The 18,081-nt window shown below is 73.6% G+C and carries 15 protein-coding genes; 9 read left to right on the forward strand and 6 right to left on the reverse strand.

What is annotated here, in order from left to right; genetic code table 11:
- Positions 1-91: 91 nt before the first annotated feature.
- Positions 92-1,558: an MFS transporter gene (locus AB0N27_RS02750; RefSeq protein WP_364362661.1), complete on the reverse strand. Its 1,467-nt coding sequence runs from the start codon at positions 1,556-1,558 to the stop codon at positions 92-94.
- A 218-nt stretch (positions 1,559-1,776) separates the two neighbouring features.
- Between AB0N27_RS02750 and AB0N27_RS02755 the strand changes: the two genes are divergently transcribed.
- On the forward strand, positions 1,777-2,358 hold the full coding sequence (locus tag AB0N27_RS02755; RefSeq protein WP_364362662.1) for a helix-turn-helix domain-containing protein: 582 nt from the start codon (positions 1,777-1,779) through the stop codon (positions 2,356-2,358).
- Positions 2,359-2,361: 3 nt separating this feature from the next.
- Here AB0N27_RS02755 and AB0N27_RS02760 read toward each other — a convergent pair whose 3' ends face one another.
- Positions 2,362-3,717 (reverse strand): pentapeptide repeat-containing protein, encoded by a 1,356-nt coding sequence (locus AB0N27_RS02760; RefSeq protein WP_364362663.1) that lies wholly within the window; start codon positions 3,715-3,717, stop codon positions 2,362-2,364.
- Positions 3,718-3,921: 204 nt separating this feature from the next.
- On the opposite strand from AB0N27_RS02760, the gene AB0N27_RS02765 reads away from it, so the two are divergent.
- Positions 3,922-4,695 carry an alpha/beta fold hydrolase gene (locus AB0N27_RS02765; protein WP_364362664.1) on the forward strand — a complete coding sequence of 258 codons (774 nt, stop codon included), beginning with the start codon at positions 3,922-3,924 and terminating at the stop codon, positions 4,693-4,695.
- 126 nt (positions 4,696-4,821) lie between these two features.
- Here the strand turns inward: AB0N27_RS02765 and AB0N27_RS02770 are convergent, their stop codons facing one another.
- Complete coding sequence (locus AB0N27_RS02770; RefSeq protein WP_364362665.1) at positions 4,822-5,694, reverse strand: aldo/keto reductase; 873 nt, start codon at positions 5,692-5,694, stop codon at positions 4,822-4,824.
- A gap of 200 nt (positions 5,695-5,894) precedes the next feature.
- Between AB0N27_RS02770 and AB0N27_RS02775 the strand changes: the two genes are divergently transcribed.
- Positions 5,895-9,815: a CHAT domain-containing protein gene (locus AB0N27_RS02775; RefSeq protein WP_364362666.1), complete on the forward strand. Its 3,921-nt coding sequence runs from the start codon at positions 5,895-5,897 to the stop codon at positions 9,813-9,815.
- 8 nt (positions 9,816-9,823) lie between these two features.
- Here AB0N27_RS02775 and AB0N27_RS02780 read toward each other — a convergent pair whose 3' ends face one another.
- Positions 9,824-10,282 carry a hypothetical protein gene (locus AB0N27_RS02780; protein WP_364362667.1) on the reverse strand — a complete coding sequence of 153 codons (459 nt, stop codon included), beginning with the start codon at positions 10,280-10,282 and terminating at the stop codon, positions 9,824-9,826.
- Complete coding sequence (locus tag AB0N27_RS02785; RefSeq protein WP_364362668.1) at positions 10,279-10,599, reverse strand: hypothetical protein; 321 nt, start codon at positions 10,597-10,599, stop codon at positions 10,279-10,281. Before AB0N27_RS02785 ends, AB0N27_RS02780 begins: the two co-directional genes overlap by 4 nt.
- 211 nt (positions 10,600-10,810) lie before the next feature.
- On the opposite strand from AB0N27_RS02785, the gene AB0N27_RS02790 reads away from it, so the two are divergent.
- From AB0N27_RS02790 to AB0N27_RS02805, 4 genes are all read left to right on the forward strand, one after another.
- Positions 10,811-11,176: a YciI family protein gene (locus AB0N27_RS02790; RefSeq protein ID WP_364362669.1), complete on the forward strand. Its 366-nt coding sequence runs from the start codon at positions 10,811-10,813 to the stop codon at positions 11,174-11,176.
- A 129-nt stretch (positions 11,177-11,305) separates the two neighbouring features.
- Complete coding sequence (locus tag AB0N27_RS02795) at positions 11,306-12,688, forward strand: FAD-binding oxidoreductase (protein WP_364362670.1); 1,383 nt, start codon at positions 11,306-11,308, stop codon at positions 12,686-12,688.
- Between the two features lie 199 nt (positions 12,689-12,887).
- Positions 12,888-14,336 carry a pyruvate kinase gene (pyk, locus tag AB0N27_RS02800; RefSeq protein WP_364362671.1) on the forward strand — a complete coding sequence of 483 codons (1,449 nt, stop codon included), beginning with the start codon at positions 12,888-12,890 and terminating at the stop codon, positions 14,334-14,336.
- Positions 14,333-15,217, forward strand: a complete 885-nt coding sequence (locus AB0N27_RS02805; RefSeq protein ID WP_364362672.1) for an acyl-CoA thioesterase II — start codon at positions 14,333-14,335, stop codon at positions 15,215-15,217. Before pyk ends, AB0N27_RS02805 begins: the two co-directional genes overlap by 4 nt.
- Before the next feature lie 55 nt (positions 15,218-15,272).
- On the opposite strand, the gene AB0N27_RS02810 is transcribed toward AB0N27_RS02805, so the two are convergent.
- A complete protein-coding gene (locus tag AB0N27_RS02810; RefSeq protein WP_364362673.1) occupies positions 15,273-15,941 on the reverse strand; it encodes a YceI family protein in 669 nt (222 codons plus the stop codon).
- A 219-nt stretch (positions 15,942-16,160) separates the two neighbouring features.
- Between AB0N27_RS02810 and AB0N27_RS02815 the strand changes: the two genes are divergently transcribed.
- Together AB0N27_RS02815 and AB0N27_RS02820 are read left to right on the forward strand one after the other, a co-directional pair.
- On the forward strand, positions 16,161-16,625 hold the full coding sequence (locus AB0N27_RS02815; RefSeq protein WP_364362674.1) for an Rrf2 family transcriptional regulator: 465 nt from the start codon (positions 16,161-16,163) through the stop codon (positions 16,623-16,625).
- A 207-nt stretch (positions 16,626-16,832) separates the two neighbouring features.
- Positions 16,833-17,819, forward strand: a complete 987-nt coding sequence (locus AB0N27_RS02820; protein ID WP_364362675.1) for a sulfite exporter TauE/SafE family protein — start codon at positions 16,833-16,835, stop codon at positions 17,817-17,819.
- The last annotated feature ends 262 nt before the right edge of the window (positions 17,820-18,081 follow it).

The following is an 18,081-nucleotide window of genomic DNA, read 5'->3' on the forward strand; positions in this document are numbered from 1 at the left end:
TCACTCCGGGGTCCGGGGGGGGGCCGTGCCCGTTCACCCGTGTGGGTCGCGGGCCGGGGCCCCCCCCCCCCCCGCCCCGCGACACGGACCCTCAGCGGGTCGCGGGCATGGTGGCGAACTCGCCGGCTAGCTCGGATTCGACGATCGTCGAGGTGGACGGCCGGCGACCGGCCGACGCCCGCCGGGCGGACGGGACGGCGAGGGCCGCGAGGGCGGCCGCCAGGGCGATCGCGGTGAGGACGAGAAACCCGGTGGTGAAGCCGGCCTCCCGGGGCAGGCCGCTGGCCTGCGGGTGGGCGGTGATCACGCCGCTGACCACCGCGGCGCCGATCGCGCCACCGATGGTGCGGATGTTGGCGTTCATGCCTGTCGCCACGCCCGTCTGGCTGGCCGGCACACTGCCGACGATCAGGTTGGCCATCGACGCGAAGGCCAGGCCGATGCCGAGGCCGACCAGGCCACCGGCGACGGCGACCTCCCAGCGGGTGTCGTGCGCGGCGGCGAGCATGGCGGAGGCGGCCACGTTGAACGCGGCGCCTGTGGCGAGCTGCGCCTTGGCGCTGAAGACGGACTGGAGTCGCCCGGCGACCAGGCCGGCGACGAACATCGCGACGAGCATCGGCAGCATGAGCAGGCCGGCCTGGCTGATGCTGGCGCCGAACCCGTAGCCGGCGGACGTGGGGGTCTGCACGAACTGCGGGAGGAACGCGTACACCGAGAACATCGACGCGCCGTAGAGCAGGGCTACCAGGTTGGTGGTCCAGACGCCGGGCAGGCGCATCATCCGCATGTCGATGAGCGGGTTGGGCGAACGCACCTCGGCGACCAGCCAGCCGACGAGCAGCACCACGGCGAGCGCCAGCAGGCCCAGCACCCGGGTGGAGGTCCAGCCCCAGGACGCGCCCTGACTGATCGGGAGCAGCAGCGCGACAAGCCAGGCGGAGAGCAGCACTGTGGCGCGCCAGTCGATCCGGCCGGGCGTGCGCACCGGCGACTCGGGGATGAACAGGTGCGCGGCGACGGCGGTCAGCCCGACCACGACCATGGGGATCCAGAACAGCCACCTGTAGTCCAGCGCGGTGACGATCGGGCCGGCGAGCACGACACCAAGGCCACCGCCGGCGGCGACGATCGCCGAGATGGCGGCGACGGCGGAGCCGACCCGCGCGGCGGGGAACTCGTCGCGGATGATGCCGAACGACAGCGGGAACACCGCGCCGCCGATGCCCTGCACGACCCGGGCGATGATGAGGACGCCGATGTTCGGCGCGACGGCGGCCAGCAGGCAGCCGAGGGCGAGCGCGGCGAGCGAGACGACGAGCATCCGCTCCTTGCCGACCATGTCGCCGACGCGGCCGAGGATGGGCGTGAAGATCGACGCGGAGAGCAGGTAGGCGGTGAGCACCCAGGTCACTGTGTTCTGGGAGGTGTGCAGGTCCTGCTGGATGGTCGGCAGCACCGGAGTGATCAACGACTGGAGCATCGCGAAGAACCCGGCGCCGGCCGCGAGCACGGTGAAGGTGAGCCGACGCGAGCTGCGTCGGGAGGTCACTGACACGAGAGAGAACTCCTGATGATGGTACGGAGGGAGGTTTGTGGCCCTGCCGTCTGCGGCGGGCGGGATGTCGGGGTCCGGGCGATCGGGTGGCCAGGCGGATCGGGCGGGTCCCGAGGTAAGCTAACCGGAGGGTTCCCTCCGGCATTTCCGGAGGGGTGCCTCCACTAAGCTAGCGGAGGGGTGCCTCCGGATGCAACCAGGATGAGGTGACGCACGTCATGACCAGCGGGGGGCAGACGCCCGAGGTCTTCGCGCGCCGGCCCAAACGAGCCGACGCGCGGCGCAACTACGACGCCCTGGTCATCGCGGCTCGTGACGCGTTCGCCGAGAACGGTGCCGCCGCCTCCCTGGAGGACGTGGCCCGCCGGGCCGGGGTGGGCATCGGCACGCTCTACCGCAACTTCCCGACCCGGCGGCACCTCTTCGAGGCCGTCTACGTCGAGGAGGTCCGGGCGCTGAGCAGTTCCGCCGCCGACCTGGCCGAGCTGCCCCCGTGGGACGCGCTCGTCGCGTGGCTGCACCGCTTCGTCGCGTACGTCGCCACCAAGAGGGCGCTCGCCGAGCAGTTGCTGCACGACTCGGAGATCTTCCAGAGCTGCCGTACGGAGATCTACGCCGCCGGCGACCCGTTGATGCGCCGCGCGCAGGCCGCCGGCGTGGTGCGTGACGACATCGTGTTCGACGACGTGGTGCGGCTGATCAGTGGCCTCACCATGGCCCAGTTCCCCTCGCCCGAGCAGCGCGACCGGGTACTCGGCGTGGCCCTCGACGGGCTGCGCCCCACGGCCGCCGCTCGCTGACCGTCAACCGTCGACGAGCAGCAGCCACTCGTCGTCGAGCCGTTTCACCACGGTGCCCGCCGGCCAGCGGTGACCGAGATCGACCACCGCCCGCGCCTGCTCGACCTGCGGCGACCGGCTGAAGTGGACGTCGCGGAAGCTGGCCATGCTGTGAAAGCGGGCCCTGCCGAAGTTCGCGGCGTCGGTGAAGCGGGCACCGTCGAACAGCGCCTCGGCACCGAAGATCGTCCAGCGGAACAGCGCCATGTTCGTGAAGCGGACGGAGCGGAAGCTGGCCGACCCGCCGAACTCGGTGTGCTCCATCGACAGGGCGCCGAGGAACTCGGCCTCCCGGAACGAGGCGGTGTCCTCGAAGCGGGTCGCGTCGAAGCTGGTCGGCTGGCCGAAGGTCGCCCGACGAAATGAGGTCGGGCCGGCGAAGCGGGACCGCCGGCAGGACAGGCCGTCGAACGCGGCCCCCTCGAAGCTGGCCGACCCGCCGAACCGCACGCCGTCCAGCACGACCTCCGCCTCGGCGTTGAGACCGTCGAAGACCACGTCACCGACGGCCGCCGCCCCGAACAGCAGCGACCCGCGCACAGTCGCGCCCGCGAAGCTGGTCGTGCCTGTGAACACCGCACGCCTGAAGTCGGCGTCGACGAGCGTGCAGCCGGCGGCGTCGAAGTCGACGAGCGTGGCGCCGGTCAGGTCCAGGACGATGCCCGGCCAGTGGTCCGCGTCGTCCGCGCGCAGGTGCCGGGTCAGGACCCGCTGCGCGGTGCGCCGGACCTCCGTCTCGCGCGGCTCGTCGTTCGGCGCCGGCATCCGCAGGTACGCGCAGAGCACCGCCACGATCGTCGGCCGCTGCGCCGGATTGTCCTGACCGAGGCGTTCCAGGGCGTGCAGCCCGCCGAGGCGTACGGCCGCGCTGTCGTTGCCGAGCAGCTCGACCGCGCGGGTGTACAGCTCGGTGAGTCGGCGTTCGGCGGCGTCGTGTTCGGCCGACCGGGACTGCCGGTCCTGGTGGTGCTGCGCGGCCTCGGCCACCGACTCGGCGTGTGCCTGCACCCGGTCGCGGTGTGCCTGGTCGCGGGCGGCGACGCTCTCCTGGTGCCGCTGCGCGCGTTCGGCGATCCACTGGCGGCGGGCGGCCAGCAGCAGCGCCAGCCCGCCGCCGGTGCCGGCTACCACTGTCAACCCGGTGCGGATCGCGTCGATGCGCAGGGTGGCGCGGGTGTCCGGCTGCCCGGCCCGGTCGGCCTCGGTGAGCAGCAGGTCCAGGACCAGCCAGCCGAGGGCGACGGCGACCAGCAGGCCGACCAGGACCAGCCACCACGGCATCACCCGCAGTTGGCGTTCGGGGGGTTCGTCCGCGGCCACTGCCACAGCATGCCAGCCGGCAGCTGCGTCCGATATGGAGTGCGGCGGTATGCCGGTTTGCACCCTCGGTGGAACAACGGGTTACCGGCGCGTAACAAGCCATTGACGTTTCCAAATTGTTGCGGGCATCATCGGCGCACGGTCGACCGGACACCCCCACCCACCTGCCCGGTCCGCCGGGCGCCTCCCTCCGGAGGTGCAGCCATGCTGCTCCGAAAGACCGCCCTCGCCCTGGCCCTGGCCACCGCCGCCGTCCTCGCGACCACCACACCGGCGGCGGCCGCCCCCACCCCCGCCGCCAATTCCGCACCGGCAGCCGCCGCCAACCCCGTCATCGTGGTCGGCGGGCTCAGCGGCGTCGCCGTCGCGTACGAGCCGATCGCCGCCCGGCTGCGCGGCGACGGCTACCGCACGTTCATCTACCAACTGCCCGGCCTCGGCCTCGGCGACATCCCGGCCTCCGCCCGCGCGTTCGCCGGCTTCGTCGAGCAGGTACGGGCCAGCACCGGAGCGTCAATGGTGGACGTCGTCGCCCACTCCGAGGGCGGCCTGGTCAGCCGCTACTACCTCAAACGGCTCGGCGGCACCGCCACCATCGGCAGGTACGTCAGCCTCGGCACCCCGCAGTACGGCACGTACGTGGCGAACATCGTGGCGTTCCTGGGCCTCGGCAGCTGCGCCGGTGTCGTGGCCTGCCAACAGATGACCATCGGTTCGGCGTTCCTCGCCGACCTCAACGCCGGTGACGACACACCGGGCGCGGTGCGGTACACGACGATCCGCACCCTCCAGGACGAGTTGGTCCGCCCCACCGGGAACGCCGCCGTGAACGACGGAGCGACGAACGTGCTGATCCAGGCGTACTGCCCGCTGCGGGTCGTCGGGCACCTCGGTCTGGTGCTCGACGGCACCGCGTACACAATCGTGCGCGGCGCCCTGGTCGACGGCCCGGTGCGACCCAACTGCGTGGCGCTCTGATCCGACCCGCGCGGGCGGTCCCCGAAACGGGGGTCGCCCGCGCGGCTGCGCCGGCGAGTGTCGGGTGGGCGACGTTGCGGGCCGGACACCACCGGCTGAACCGGTGGCGTCCGACCCGGCAGCGGGTCAGCTCGCCTTGGCGAGCGCCTCGAACTCGTCGTCGGTGAGCCGCACGTCGGCGGCTGCCACGTTCTCCTCCAGGTGCGCCACCGAGGACGTACCCGGAATCGGCAGCATCACCGGGGAGCGGCGCAGCAGCCAGGCCAGCGCGAGCTGCGCGGGCGTGGCGTCGTGGCCCGTGGAGATCGCGTCCAGCGGGCCGCCCGGTCGGGCCAGCTCGCCCGTCGCGATCGGGAACCACGGGATGAACGCCAGGTCGTTGCGCTCGCAGTACTCCAGCACGTCCTCGGCGCTGCGGTTGGCGAGGTTGTACAGGTTCTGCACCGAGACGATCTCGGTGATCGCCCGCGCCTCTTCGATCTGCTCCACGCTCACCTCGGACAGTCCGATGTGCCGGATCTTGCCCTCCTCGCGCAGCAACGCCAGCTCGCCCAACTGGTCGGCGAGCGGCACCTGCGGGTCGATCCGGTGCAACTGGTACAGCGGGATGCTGTCCAGGCCGAGGTGGCGAAGGCTCAGCTCACACTGCTGGCGCAGGTACTCCGGCCGGCCCAGGGGCCGCCAGTCGCCGGGGCCGGAGCGGCTCAGCCCGGCCTTCGTGGCGATGACCAGATCGTCGGCGTACGGGTGCAGGGCCTCACGGATCAGCAGTTCGGAGACGAACGGCCCGTACGAGTCGGCGGTGTCGATGAACGTCACGCCCAGCTCGACAGCCCGACGCAGCACGCGCAGCGCCTCGGCCGGGTCCTTCGGGTCGCCCCACACACCGGGGCCGGTGAGCTGCATCGCGCCGTAGCCGAGCCGGTTGACCTGGATGTCGCCGCCGATCAAGTACGTGCCGGACGCCTTCGCGGGCTGCTTGCTGATGTCGGTCGCCATACGCGGTTCCCCAATCATGTCGTCGCGGCGGGAGGCCAGCCACCCGCCGCCCCGGTGATGATCCCCCGAATCACGCCGCCCTACCCCGGGGAGCCTGTGGGAGGGAACACGACGGCTGTCCGGAATTCGCATCTTCCTGCCACTGGCATGCGACCTGTCCGGTCTGCTACCCCTGAACCAGGCCGGTCGGGGGAGGCGCGATGTGGCGACGGTTCAGGTCCGACCCGGTACGCCATCTGCGGGAGCGGCTGGACCGCTTCGCGGCCACCCTGAGCCCCCGTGAGGTGCTCGACTCCGGCGCGATCCGCGACGCCGAGATGGTCATGGAGTTGGTCGCCGGCACGCCGACGGACGGGCCGCTGCCGGAGCAGGTGGCCGAGGGCATGGTCCTGCTCGCCTGCCTGCACTCGTACCGCTACCAGCTGCTGCCCCCGGGTGAGGACGCCGACGACCTGGCCCGGGCCGTCCAGCTCACCGAGTTCCTCCTGCGTGTCGCCCCGCACCGGGTGCCACCGTCGCTGCTGGCTGTCCTGGGCCTCGCGCGCCCGGGCGGCGCCCGCGTCCCGAACCCCCGGCCGGCGGACGACACGGCAGGCGTCCGGTACGTGGAGGCGGTCATGCTGATGGGCGCGGCGGAGGCGAGCAACGACTACCGGGCCGCCGACCGGGCCGAGACGCTGCTGCGCGAGGCGGTCACCGCCACTCCGCCGGGCGCGCCGGAGCGCGCGCACTACCTGTCGGCGCTCGGCAAGGTGCACCGCGACCAGTTCCAGCACCTCGGACGCGGGCGCGCCCTGCCGGCCGCGATCGACGCGCACCGCGAGAGCCTGGAGTCCACCCCAGTCGGGGACCGGGAACGGCCGGCGCGACTGTTCAACCTCGGCAACGTCCTCGGCGACCGGTACGACACCGGGAGCGACCCGGCCGACCTGGACGAGGCGATCACCCTGCTGCGCGAGGCAGCCCGGACCGCCGGCGCGGCCGCCCCGGTGGCGGCCATGGCACGCGCGAACCTCGGGCAGCGCCTACGCGACAGGTGGCGGCTGCTCAGGCGGCCCGGCGACCTCGACGAGGCGGTCGACGCCCTCGGCGCGGCCCGCGACAGTGGTGATCCCCGGATGGCGGCGCTGCACGGCACGGCTCTTGCCGAACGGTTCCTGCGCGACCGCGCCGACCGGGACCGGGACGCCGCGATCGACGCGTACCGGTCGGCGTTGAGCGGGTTCGGAGGGCTCGCCCCGGACCTGGCCGGCACCGCCCAGGCCGGGCTCGCCTCCCTGCTCGCCGTACGGCACGAGGCCGACGGCGCCCCGGGCGACCTCGACGCCGCCATCGAGGCGTACCGGGTGGTGGGGTCTGTCGGGTCGACCCACGGCGGACCGGACCGCGCCGACGCCCGGCAGGCCCTGGCCGGCCTGCTGGTCACCCGGTACGAGCAGCGGCGGCGCGTCGACGACATCACCGAGGCGGTGCGGTTGGTGCGCGACGCCGTCGCCACCGAGCGGGACCCGGCGGGGAGGGCCCGACGGCTCGCCGACCTCGGCTACACGCTCGCCAGGGGACAGGCCGACCTGGGTGGGGTGGACGCGCTGCGGGCGGCCCGCGACGCGCTCACCGAGGCCGGCTCGCTGCTGCCCCGCGCCGACCCGCTGCGCCACCAGGTGCTCAACAACCTCGGCAACACGCTGCGGGAGCTCAGTGACCTCGCGGGGGAGCCGGAGCTGCTGGAGCCGGCCGCCGTGGCGCTGCGGGACGCGGTGGCCGCCGCCGCCCCGGACGCCGCCCTGCTGCCCCGCTACCGCTCGAACCTGGGCCTGGTGTTGCAGTCCCTGTTCGCCTCCACGCAGGACCTGGCGACCCTCACCGAGGCCGTCGGGGTGCTGGCCCAGGCGACCGAGGCCGCGCCACCGGGGCACCCGGACCGGATGCTGGCGCTCACCAACTACGGCTCCGCGCTGAACCGCCGTGTCGAACTCGCCGTCGAGGGCGCCCTGCCCGCCGGCGGGGAACCGGAGGACCGGGTCGCGGCCCGCGTCGCCCGGGACTCCGACGCCGCGATCACCGCCCTGCGCGAGGCTGCCGACCTGGCCGAGCGGGAAGCCGAACCGGTCGAGTACGCCCAGACGCTCGCCACCCTCGCCCTGGCCCACCTGCTGCGGCACCGACTGCGCGACGACCCGGCGGCACTGGACGAGGCGATCGGCCTGCTCCAGCGGTTGGACGGGCTGCCGTCGGCCGACGTGGACCGGCACCGGATCCGCACCAACCTCGGCAACGCCCTGCTGCTGCGCTTTCGGGCGCAACGCGCCGACGCCGACGGGGTACGCGCCGACGGCGAGGCCATGCTGGCCGCGTACCGGGGGGCGGTCGACGCGCTGGCCGCCGACCATCCCGCCCGCGCCATGTGCCTGAGCAACCTCGCCACCGCCCTGGAAGCGGTCGCCGGGGCGGCCGAATCGACCGAGGCAACCGAGGCGCTGCGCGCCGCCGCGCGGGTGGAGGCCGCGCCGTCGCTGCTGCGCGCCAGGGCGGCCAGCCGGTACGCCGCGCACGCCGAGGCGGCCGGCGACCTGCCTGCCGCGCTCGACGGGTACGCCACAGCGATCGAGCTGATCGACCTGGTGGCCTGGCACGGCATGGACCCCGACGACCAGGCCCGCCTGCTCGGGCTCTTCTCCGGGCTGGCCAGCGACGCGGCGGCCGTCGCCGTCGACCTGGGCCGGCCGGAGCGCGCGGTCGAGCTGCTGGAGTACGGCCGGGGCGTCCTGCTCACCCGGGCCCACGACGCGGGCGCCGACCTGGCCGCGCTCCGCGCGCAGGCACCCCGGCTGGCCGCCCGGCTCACCGAGATCCAGGCCACCCTCGACGACTTCGCCGTGCCGCCGGCCGTGTCGATGTCACCTGTCGGTCCGCCCGGGCCGGCCCCGGAACGACGCTACGACCTCGCCGTACGCCGGCGTGAGGTGCTTGCCGAGATCCGCGAGCGGCAGGGGTTCGCCGACTTCCTGCGCCCGCCGCCGTTCGCCGCGCTGGCCGGGGCCGCCGCCGGTGGTCCCGTGGTGCTGGTCAACGTGGCCGCCCGGCGCTGCGACGCGCTTGTCGTCGCCGACGGCCGGGTCGAGCTGGTGCCGCTGCCCGGCCTGACCCTTGCCGAACTCGTCAGCCGGACGGCCGGATTCCTCACCGCGATAGCGGCGCTCACCGGCCCGGCCCAGCCGGACGCCGCCGAGCCGCAGACGCAGCGCAGCCGGGTTGCGGCCCGTGGCGAGGTCGCCGACACGCTGGACTGGCTGTGGCGTGCCGTCGCCGCACCGGTGCTCGACGCCGCCCTGCCCACACCCGCGCCGTCCGAGCCGGACTGGCCCCGGCTGTGGTGGTGCCCCACCGGGCTGCTCACCCTGCTGCCGTTGCACGCGGCCGGCCCACTCGACGGCGGCGACGGGCTCCTGGACCGGGTGGTGCCGTCGTACACGGCCTCGCTGCGCGCGCTGGCGCACGCCCGCCGTGGCGTACCCGCCCGAGCCGAACCTGTCGACTCGGCGCTCGTGGTCGGCATGCCCCGGACCCCGGGCCTGGCCGACCTGCCCGGCGTCGGCCGGGAGGAGGAGATCGTCCGCCGGCACCTGCCCCGGGTCCGTTCGCTGCTCGGCCCGGCGGCCACCCCGGCGGCGGTGCTCGCCGCGCTCCCCGGGCAGCCGGTCGCGCACCTGTCCTGTCACGGCACCCAGGACCTGCGCGCCCCGGCCTGGGGACACCTCGCGCTGGCCGGCGGCGCGCTGCACGTACGGGACCTGTGGCGACCCGCCCACAACCCGGCAGCGCTCGCCGTCCTGTCCGCCTGCGAGACGGTACGCGGCGGCGCGGCCCTGCCCGACGAGGCGCTCACCCTCGGCACCGCGTTCCAGCTCGCCGGGTTCCGGCACGTCATCGGCGCGCTCTGGTCCATCTCGGACGCGTTGACGGCCCAGCTCTGCGCGGACGTGTACGACGGCCTGGCGGTGCCCGGCGGGATCGCACCCGACCGGGCGGCTGCGGCCCTGCACCAGGCGGTCCGCCGGCTCCGCGCCGCCCTGCCGGGGCTACCCGACACGTGGGCCGCCTACGCGCACCTCGGGCCGTGACGGCCTGGTCAGGAACCGGGCGCGTACCAGGTCACGCCCACGGCGGCGACCAGCAGCGCGGTGCAGAGCAGCACCAGCCCCACCCCGGTCCGCAGGAACCGGACCGCCGCCAGGGCCTCCAGGTGGTCGCCGAGCGGCGCCGGCGGAAGGTCCTCCACCGCGATCACCGTCAACCGGCCGTGCGCCGCGCGCAGCAGAGCCAACGCCCCGCCCACGCCAGCGGTCAGCGCGGCGAGCAGCAGGACACCGACCAACGCACCCCAGCCCGACGCGAGCGTGCTGACGTCGGTGCGACCCCGGATCAGACTGAACCCGACAAGCGCCACCAGCAGCCCGCCGAGACCGTTGCGCCAGGCCACCGCCGCCGCGCGGACCCGCTCCAGCTCGCCCCGCAGCAGGCCGGCCAGCTGCTGGGCGCGGTGCAGGTCGGCGACCGTCGCGGGCGGCCCCGGACGTAACCGGATCATGCCTCGGCCTCCAGCCGCACCGTCCAGTACGCGCCGCACCCGCGCGAACCGGCAGGCCGGGCCGGATGGTCGGCCTCGCACTCGCAGAGCACCGCCCGGTAGTCGGCATCCGGGACCGTCGCCGGGGCGTTGCGCCGGTACAACGCGTCCACAAGCGTGCTCGTGGTCGGGTGGTCGCAGCGGGGGCACCGCCCGCTGAGCTGCACCGCGAACCCGAACTGCCGCACCGTGAAGTCGGCCGCGGCCCGCACCGCGTACGCCTCGTCGGTCACCTCGGCGTACGGCAGCGCGACCACCACCGGCTCGTCGTCGCCCATCCGACCTCCCTGCGCGCGCCGCCCGGATCGTCCACCGTAGCCGGTCGGGGCACCGGGCCGGCGGCCCCGAACCCCGGCACCGTGGGAGGCGCCGCCCCGACCGGGGCCAGTTGCGCCGAGCGGCAGGTACGGCCCGCACCGGCGTGCGACGCTTGGCGCGTGCCGGCGACACCTGCCGGTACGTGCCGACGCGACGGCGGAGGGAGCGCCCATGACGGGAGTGCCGCAACTCAACTTCGCGCTCGACACGTACGAGTGCATCGTGATCTATCCCGGCGCGGCCGGACGGGCCCTGCCGGCGGAGACCGTGCAGCGGTTGCAGGCCGAGCACACCGAGCACATGCAGGCGTTGCAGCGGCGCGGCATCATCCTGGTCGCCGGTTCCGTGGACGGTCCGGCCCGCAACCCGGACCCGCCGATCGGCTTCGGGCTGGCCCGCACCGGCAGCGTCGACGACGTCCGCAGCGTCCTGGAAGCCGATCCCGCCGTGCAGGCCGGGCTGTACCGGGTGGACGTGCTGACGTTCCTCTGCCCGGCCGGTTCGCTGGAGTTCCCGCTGGTCAAGACCGAGAGCTGACCTGGCGATCCAGCGATGGCTGTCGTGATGGTGACGGCGCCCGGCCGGCCGCCGGTGCTACGGTCGCGCCCTGCGCGGGCCGCCGGGGCGTACCCGGCGCCACCGGTCGGCCCCGGTCGAGGAGTCGCCGTGATCTCCGCCGCCCGCCCCGATGTCGCGTCGGCCACCGCCCGGCTGCGCGCCCTGCTCGGTGACCGGCTGCACGAGCCGGCCGACCCCGCGTTCGCCGCCACCACCCGACTGTGGAACGGCGCCGTGGACCGCTCTCCCGCGCTTGTCGCCCGATGCGTGGACGCCGACGAGGTCGCCGGCGTGCTCCGCGTCGCCGCCCGGTGTCACCTGCCGGTGTCGGTCCGCTCCGGCGGCCACGACTGGGCCGGTCGGGCGCTGCGCGACGGCGGCGTGGTGCTCGACGTGACAGGTCTGCGGGCCGTCCGCGTCGATGCGGACACGGCCACGGTGACCGTCGGCGGCGGGGTCACGGCCGCCGCGCTGCTCGCCGCCGCCCGCCCGTACGACCTGGTGGTGCCCACCGGCACGGTCGGGAACGTGGGCATGGCCGGGTTGACCCTCGCCGGCGGGTACGGGCCGCTGTGCGGCCGGTTCGGCCTCTCCCTGGACAGCCTGCTCGGCGCGGAGGTCGTGCTCGCCGACGGCCGCCGGGTCACCGCCGACCCCCACCACGACGCCGAGCTGTACTGGGCGCTGCGCGGGGGCGGCGGCAACGTCGGGGTGGTCACCGAGCTGCGCTTCCGCGCCCACCGGCTGCCCGCCGTGCTGGCCGGGATGATCATGTTTCCGTTGGCCGAGGGGCCCGCCGTGCTGCGTGGCTACGGCGCGTTGCTCGCCGAGGCGCCCGACGAGCTGACCGTGATGGCCGGTTTCCTGCCCGGTCCGGCCGGCGAGCCGGTGATCTTCGTCTGCCCGTTCTACAGCGGCCCGGACCTGGCCGCCGGGCAGCCGTGGATGGACCGGCTGCGGGCCCTGGGCACGCCGCTCGTCGACCAGATCATCCAGATGCCGTACGCGGACGCGCTGCGGATGTTCGACGGCGGGATGGTCGACGGCAACCACTACCTGCTGCGGACCCGCTGGCTGCCGGCGCTCGGCGACGGCGCCGTCGACACGCTCGTCGACGCGGCCCGGCGGGTCAGCTCGCCGTACTCGGCGGTGGCCCTGCACCACTTCCACGGCGCGGCCACCCGGGTCGGGCTCACCGACACCGCGTTCGGCCTGCGCACCGAGCACATCCTGACCGAGATCATCGCGGTCTGGGCGCCGGGGGAGCAGGCCGACCCGCACCGGGCCTGGGCCGAGCGCACCTCCGCGGCCCTCGCCCCGCTCGCCCTGCCCGGCGGCTACCCCAACCTGCTCGGCCCGACCGAGACCGACCGGGTCCGCCTGGCGTACGGCCCGAACTGGGCGCGGCTGCGCCACGCCAAGCGGCGGTACGACAACCGTGACCTGCTCACCGCGGTGCCGACGCTGCCCCCGCCGGGGCCCGAAACGTGACCCGCCCTCGGGAGCACCCCGAGTGCCGGCGCCGGCAGAGGCGTACGATTCCCGGCGCGCGGTCGCCGTTGCCCGTCGCCACAACGTTCCCGGTGCGGTTCCGCCCGCCGGCCCGACGCGCACCGCGCGTCGTTGGACACCTGTTCCGCTGCCTGCAAGGGGTCGGCCACGAGTTCGACCCGAAGGAGAGACTAGCCTGATGGGCGTGACACGCCGCGCGAAGATCGTCTGCACTCTTGGTCCCGCCACCTCGTCCCCGGAGCGCATCCGGGGTCTCGTCGAGGCCGGCATGAACGTGGCGAGGCTCAACTTCAGCCACGGCAGTCACGCCGACCACGAGGCGGTCTACCGACTGGTCCGGGAGGCGTCCGAGGCGGCTGGCAAGCCGGTGGCCGTCCTCGCCGACCTGCAGGGTCCCAAGATCCGGCTGGGTCGGTTCGCCGACGGCCCGCACGAGTGGCGTACCGGCGACTCGGTCGTGATCACCGGCGACGACATCGTCGGCACCAAGGAGCGGGTCTCCTGCACGTACCGCAAGTTGCCGCAGGAGGTGAAGCCCGGTGACCGGCTGCTGATCGACGACGGCCGCGTCGCCGTCGAGGTCACCGACGTCACCGGCAACGACATCCGCTGCCTGGTCACCGAGGGCGGTCCGGTCTCCAACAACAAGGGCGTCTCGCTGCCCAACGTGGCCGTCAGCGTGCCCGCGATGTCGGACAAGGACTCCGAGGACCTGCGGTTCTCCCTCGGGCTCGGCGTCGACCTGGTCGCCCTGTCCTTCGTCCGTTCGGCCGAGGACATCAAGCTCGTGCACGGCATCATGGCCGAGGAGGGCGTGTTCCGCCCGGTGCTGGCCAAGGTCGAGAAGCCGGAGGCGGTGGAACACCTCGAGGCCATCGTGCTGGCCTTCGACGGCGTCATGGTCGCCCGCGGTGACCTCGGTGTCGAGATGCCGCTGGACCAGGTCCCGCTGGTGCAGAAGCGCGCCGTGCAGCTGTGCCGGGAGAACGCCAAGCCTGTCATCGTGGCCACCCAGATGCTCGACTCCATGATCGAGAACTCGCGCCCCACCCGCGCGGAGGCCTCCGACGTGGCGAACGCGGTGCTCGACGGCGCGGACGCGGTGATGCTCTCCGGCGAGACCAGCGTCGGCAAGTACCCGGTGCTGACCGTCAGCACCATGGCCCGGATCATCACGACGACCGAGTCCGGCTCGATCGGCGTGCCCCGGTTGCAGCACGACCCGCGTACGCACGGCGGCGCGCTCACCGTGGCCGCCTCGTCGATCGCCCGGGCCATCAACGCCAAGGCGCTCGTCGCGTTCTCGCAGACCGGCGACACCGTCCGGCGGCTCTCCCGGCTGCACTGCGACCTGCCGCTGCTGGCCTTCACCCCGGTCCCCGAGGTGCGTGACCAGCTCGCCCTGACCTGGGGCGTGGAGACCTTCCTGATGCCGTTCGTGCAGCACACCGACGACATGTTCCGCCAGGTCGACCAGGCGCTGCTCGGCCTCAACCGGGCCAACCCGGGTGACTACGTGGTGATCGTGGCGGGCAGCCCGCCCGGCACCCCCGGCTCGACCAACACGCTGCGCGTACACCAGTTGGGCTCGCTCGTCGACGCGGCGTCGGCGCGGGCGCTGCAGTGAGCGACGGCCGGGTCGCGGTCGGCCAGGCGGCGGTGGACCAGCTCCTGGAGGTGCTGGACCTTGAGGCGACCGGGGCGATGACGTTCCGGGGGATGAGCCCCCGGGTCGGCCCGCAGCGGGTGTTCGGCGGCCAGGTGGCCGGTCAGGCCCTTGTCGCCGCCGGCCGCACGGTCGACCCGGAGCGGTTCGTGCACTCCCTGCACGGCTACTTCGTCCGCCCCGGCGACCCGGCCGAACCCATCGCCTACGAGGTGGAGAACATCCGCGACGGCCGCTCCTTCTCGGTGCGCCGCGCGGTAGCCCTCCAGCACGACAAGCCGATCTTCTTCATGTCGGCGTCGTTCCAGCGGGCCGAGGAGGGGCTGGACCACCAGGCGCCGGCGCCGCCCGACGTGCCCGCCCCGCAGGACGTGCCGACGATGAGCGACAGGCTGGCCCGCTACCCGGAACGCCTGGGCATCTGGGGCCAGATTCCCCGGCCGATCGACGTGCGCTACGTCGGTGAGCCCGGCTGGGTCCGCCCGGGGGACCGGCCGGCCGACCCGCACCAACGGGTGTGGATGCGCATCGACGGCAAACTGCCGGACGACCCGCTGCTGCACGCCTGCGCCCTCACCTACGCGTCGGACCTCACCCTGCTCGACTCGGTGCTCTCCGTGCACGGCGAGGTGTGGGGGCCGGGCGGGGTCGTCGGCGCGAGCCTCGACCACGCGCTCTGGTTCCACCGTCCGTTCCGCGCCGACGAGTGGTTCCTCTACGACTGCTGGAGCCCGTCGGCGTCGGGGGCGCGAGGGCTGGCCACCGGCCGGATGTTCACCACCGACGGCCGGCAGATCGCCAGCGCCGTGCAGGAGGGTCTGCTGCGCCGCGTCGGCGCCTGAGACCGCCGTCGTCCCCGCCAGGCGCACACCAGCGTTCCTGGCGGGGATTCGCGTCTCACGCCTGGTGGATGGCCTCGCCGGCGATCTCGATCTGCACGGTCTTGCCGACCAGCACCCCACCGCTTTCCAGCGCGACATTCCAGAGCAGGCCGTAGTCCTCACGGTTGATTTCCGCCGTCGCGCTGAATCCGAAGATGTTCTGCCCGTACGGATCCTGGCGCGCGCCACCGTAATTCACCTGAAGCTCGACCGCCCGCGTGATTCCCTTCACAGTCAGCTCGCCGGTGAGGACGAATCGTCCGGACGGCGAGTCGGGCTGCGGCGGGGAAATGTGACTTCTGCCTCGTGCGCCGAGTCGGCTGCTCCGCAATCGCGCCCATTGGAAGATCGGGTCCTCGTTGCGCTTCCACTCGATACCAGTGCTTCTATATTCAAGATTCGGAAAGCGTTCCACATCGAGGAAGTCGGCGCTCTTGAGATGCGTGTCCCGGTCGAGGCTGCCGGTGGTGATGCTGGCCGCCTCGATGGTCGCGGTCACGGACGAGAGCAGCGGATCCTCCGCCACCGATATCTGCGCGGTCGCCTCGGTGAACTCGCCACGCACCGGGCTCACCATCATGTGTCGGGACAGGAAACCGATCCGCTTGTGCGCCTGATCGAGACGATAGGTGCCGGCGACCGGGATGGTCATGCCATCCCAGGTACGTGTGGCGACATCGGTCATCGTGTTGCTTCCCCCCGACGTGATCCAGGTGTTTATCAATATGCTTCCGGAGGCCGCCCTAACGAATTGTCAGTCGCACTCCCCGCCCAGCATAAGGTCGCTTCATCGCGGCTTTTCGGCCCCACCTGACGGTGGATCGAGACGTACCCGGCCGCTGGCTGGATGATCGGTTGAGGGCCGCTCGTCCGGCCGGTCGGCCACCGGGCTAACCTTGCCGACATGCGCCTTTCCGCCCGGGTCGACTACGCCCTCCGCGCGGCCGCGGAACTCGCCGCGACGGCAAGCGGCCCCGGGCGCGGCCGGCCGGTCACGGCCGACCAGATCGCCCGAGCCCAGGAGATCCCGCCGAAGTTCCTGGAGAGCATCCTGCTCCAGCTGCGCCGGGGCGGCATCGTGCACGCCCAACGCGGGCCGGAGGGCGGCTACTGGCTCGCCCGCCCGGCCGAGGAGATCTCCCTCGCCGAGGTGATCCGCGTGATCGACGGCCCCCTCGCCCACGTCCGCGGGCAGCGCCCGGAACAGCTCGGCTACCACGGCCCGGCCCGTGCCCTCCAGGAGGTCTGGATCGCCCTGCGCGCCAGCGAGCGGGAGATCCTGGAGCTGGTGAGCATCGCCGACGTCGCCGCCGGCACGCTGCCCGCCCGGGTCACCGAACTGGCCGCCGACCCCCGCGCCTGGATCTGACGACCCCTCGCCGAGGCTCTTCCGGCCTGCGCGGCGTCCCGGCCTGCGCGGCGTCCCGGCCTGCGCGGCGTCCCGACCTGCGCCGCCTTCCGGCCTGTGCTGCCGTCGGCTGGCGTCCCATCCACCGATCAGGGGCTTGACCCTGGCAGCCCCGTGGCGCATTGTCGACCAAGTCGATAGGAGATATCGAAAAGTCAGGGGGCGCTCGTGCGCAAGCTGCTGGTTCTCGCACTGGTGGGGCTCGTCGCGCAGCTGATCGACGGTTCCCTCGGCATGGCGTACGGCCTGACCTCGTCCACGCTGCTGCTGGTCGCCGGCGTCGCCCCGGCCGCCGCCTCGGCCTCGGTGCACCTGGCCGAGATCGGCACCACCCTCGCCGCCGGCGTGGCCCACTGGCGTTTCGGCAACGTCGACTGGCGTGTGGTGAGCCGCATCGCGGTCCCCGGCGCGATCGGCGCGTTCGCCGGCGCCACAGTGCTCAGCTCGATCTCCACCGAGTCCGCCGCGCCGTGGATGGCAGGCATCCTTTTCACCCTCGGCGCGTACCTGCTGGTTCGCTTCGCCCGTCCACTGCGTACCGACCGGGTCGGCGGGCGGCTGCGCGGCCGGTTCCTCAGCCCGCTGGGCCTGTTCGCCGGGTTCGTCGACGCCACAGGCGGCGGGGGCTGGGGTCCGGTCGCCACCCCGGCGCTGCTCGTCTCCGGCCGCCTGGAACCGCGCAAGGTGATCGGCTCGGTGGACACCGCCGAGTTCGTGGTCGCCGGCGCCGCAAGCGTCGGCTTCCTGATCGGACTCGGCACCGAAGGATTCCTCCTGCCCACCGTCGCCGCGCTGCTGATCGGCGGGCTCATCGCCGCCCCGCTGGCCGCCTGGCTGGTGCGCATCGTGCCCGCGCAACTGCTCGGCGCGGCGGTCGGCGGCGTGATCGTGCTGACCAACGCCCGCACCCTGATCCGGTCCGCCGAGCTGGACGGCCCGGTCCGCCCCACGCTGTACGCCCTGCTGGCCGCCGGCTGGCTGGCGGCGCTCGTGCTGGCCGTGCGCGCGCTACGCCGTACCCGTCAGGCCCGCGCCACCGCCGCCAAGGCCGCGGCCTCGGCCCTCGTGCCCGTCGGGGCCCTGGCTATTGCGCCAGTCGGGTCGCCCGCCGGCGCGGTCGATCTGGCCACGACGGGTACGTCAAACCCACGCTGAACTTCGCCCCGCCCGCATCCCGCCCGGCCCGCCAGGCGTGTCCGCCCGACCTGCCCGACCTGCCGACCGGTAAAGATCGTGCTCGATCATTAATGTAGTGGCATGGGCGCGCCGCGAGGCCGCTACATCCTGGGTCGAGCACGATCTTGGCGGCCCCATGCGCTCCGCACCCCGTTCGGTCTCCGGGCACGGTGTTCGTCGTCAAGATCCGCGCAACATCGGGGATGTTGCTGTCTCCCGCGCGCCGGAGGCAGCAACATCG

The sequence above is a fragment of the Micromonospora sp. NPDC093244 genome (assembly GCF_040683695.1).
Lineage (GTDB): Bacteria > Actinomycetota > Actinomycetes > Mycobacteriales > Micromonosporaceae > Micromonospora.

Coding starts and splice junctions, on each gene's coding strand:
- AB0N27_RS02755 (WP_364362662.1), top strand. CDS start 1,777: ATGACCAGCGGGGGGCAGACGCCCGAGGTCTTCGCGCGCCGGCCCAAA.
- AB0N27_RS02765 (WP_364362664.1), top strand. CDS start 3,922: ATGCTGCTCCGAAAGACCGCCCTCGCCCTGGCCCTGGCCACCGCCGCC.
- AB0N27_RS02770 (WP_364362665.1), bottom strand. CDS start 5,694: ATGGCGACCGACATCAGCAAGCAGCCCGCGAAGGCGTCCGGCACGTAC.
- AB0N27_RS02775 (WP_364362666.1), top strand. CDS start 5,895: ATGTGGCGACGGTTCAGGTCCGACCCGGTACGCCATCTGCGGGAGCGG.
- AB0N27_RS02780 (WP_364362667.1), bottom strand. CDS start 10,282: ATGATCCGGTTACGTCCGGGGCCGCCCGCGACGGTCGCCGACCTGCAC.
- AB0N27_RS02785 (WP_364362668.1), bottom strand. CDS start 10,599: ATGGGCGACGACGAGCCGGTGGTGGTCGCGCTGCCGTACGCCGAGGTG.
- AB0N27_RS02790 (WP_364362669.1), top strand. CDS start 10,811: ATGACGGGAGTGCCGCAACTCAACTTCGCGCTCGACACGTACGAGTGC.
- pyk (WP_364362671.1), top strand. CDS start 12,888: ATGGGCGTGACACGCCGCGCGAAGATCGTCTGCACTCTTGGTCCCGCC.
- AB0N27_RS02810 (WP_364362673.1), bottom strand. CDS start 15,941: ATGACCGATGTCGCCACACGTACCTGGGATGGCATGACCATCCCGGTC.
- AB0N27_RS02815 (WP_364362674.1), top strand. CDS start 16,161: ATGCGCCTTTCCGCCCGGGTCGACTACGCCCTCCGCGCGGCCGCGGAA.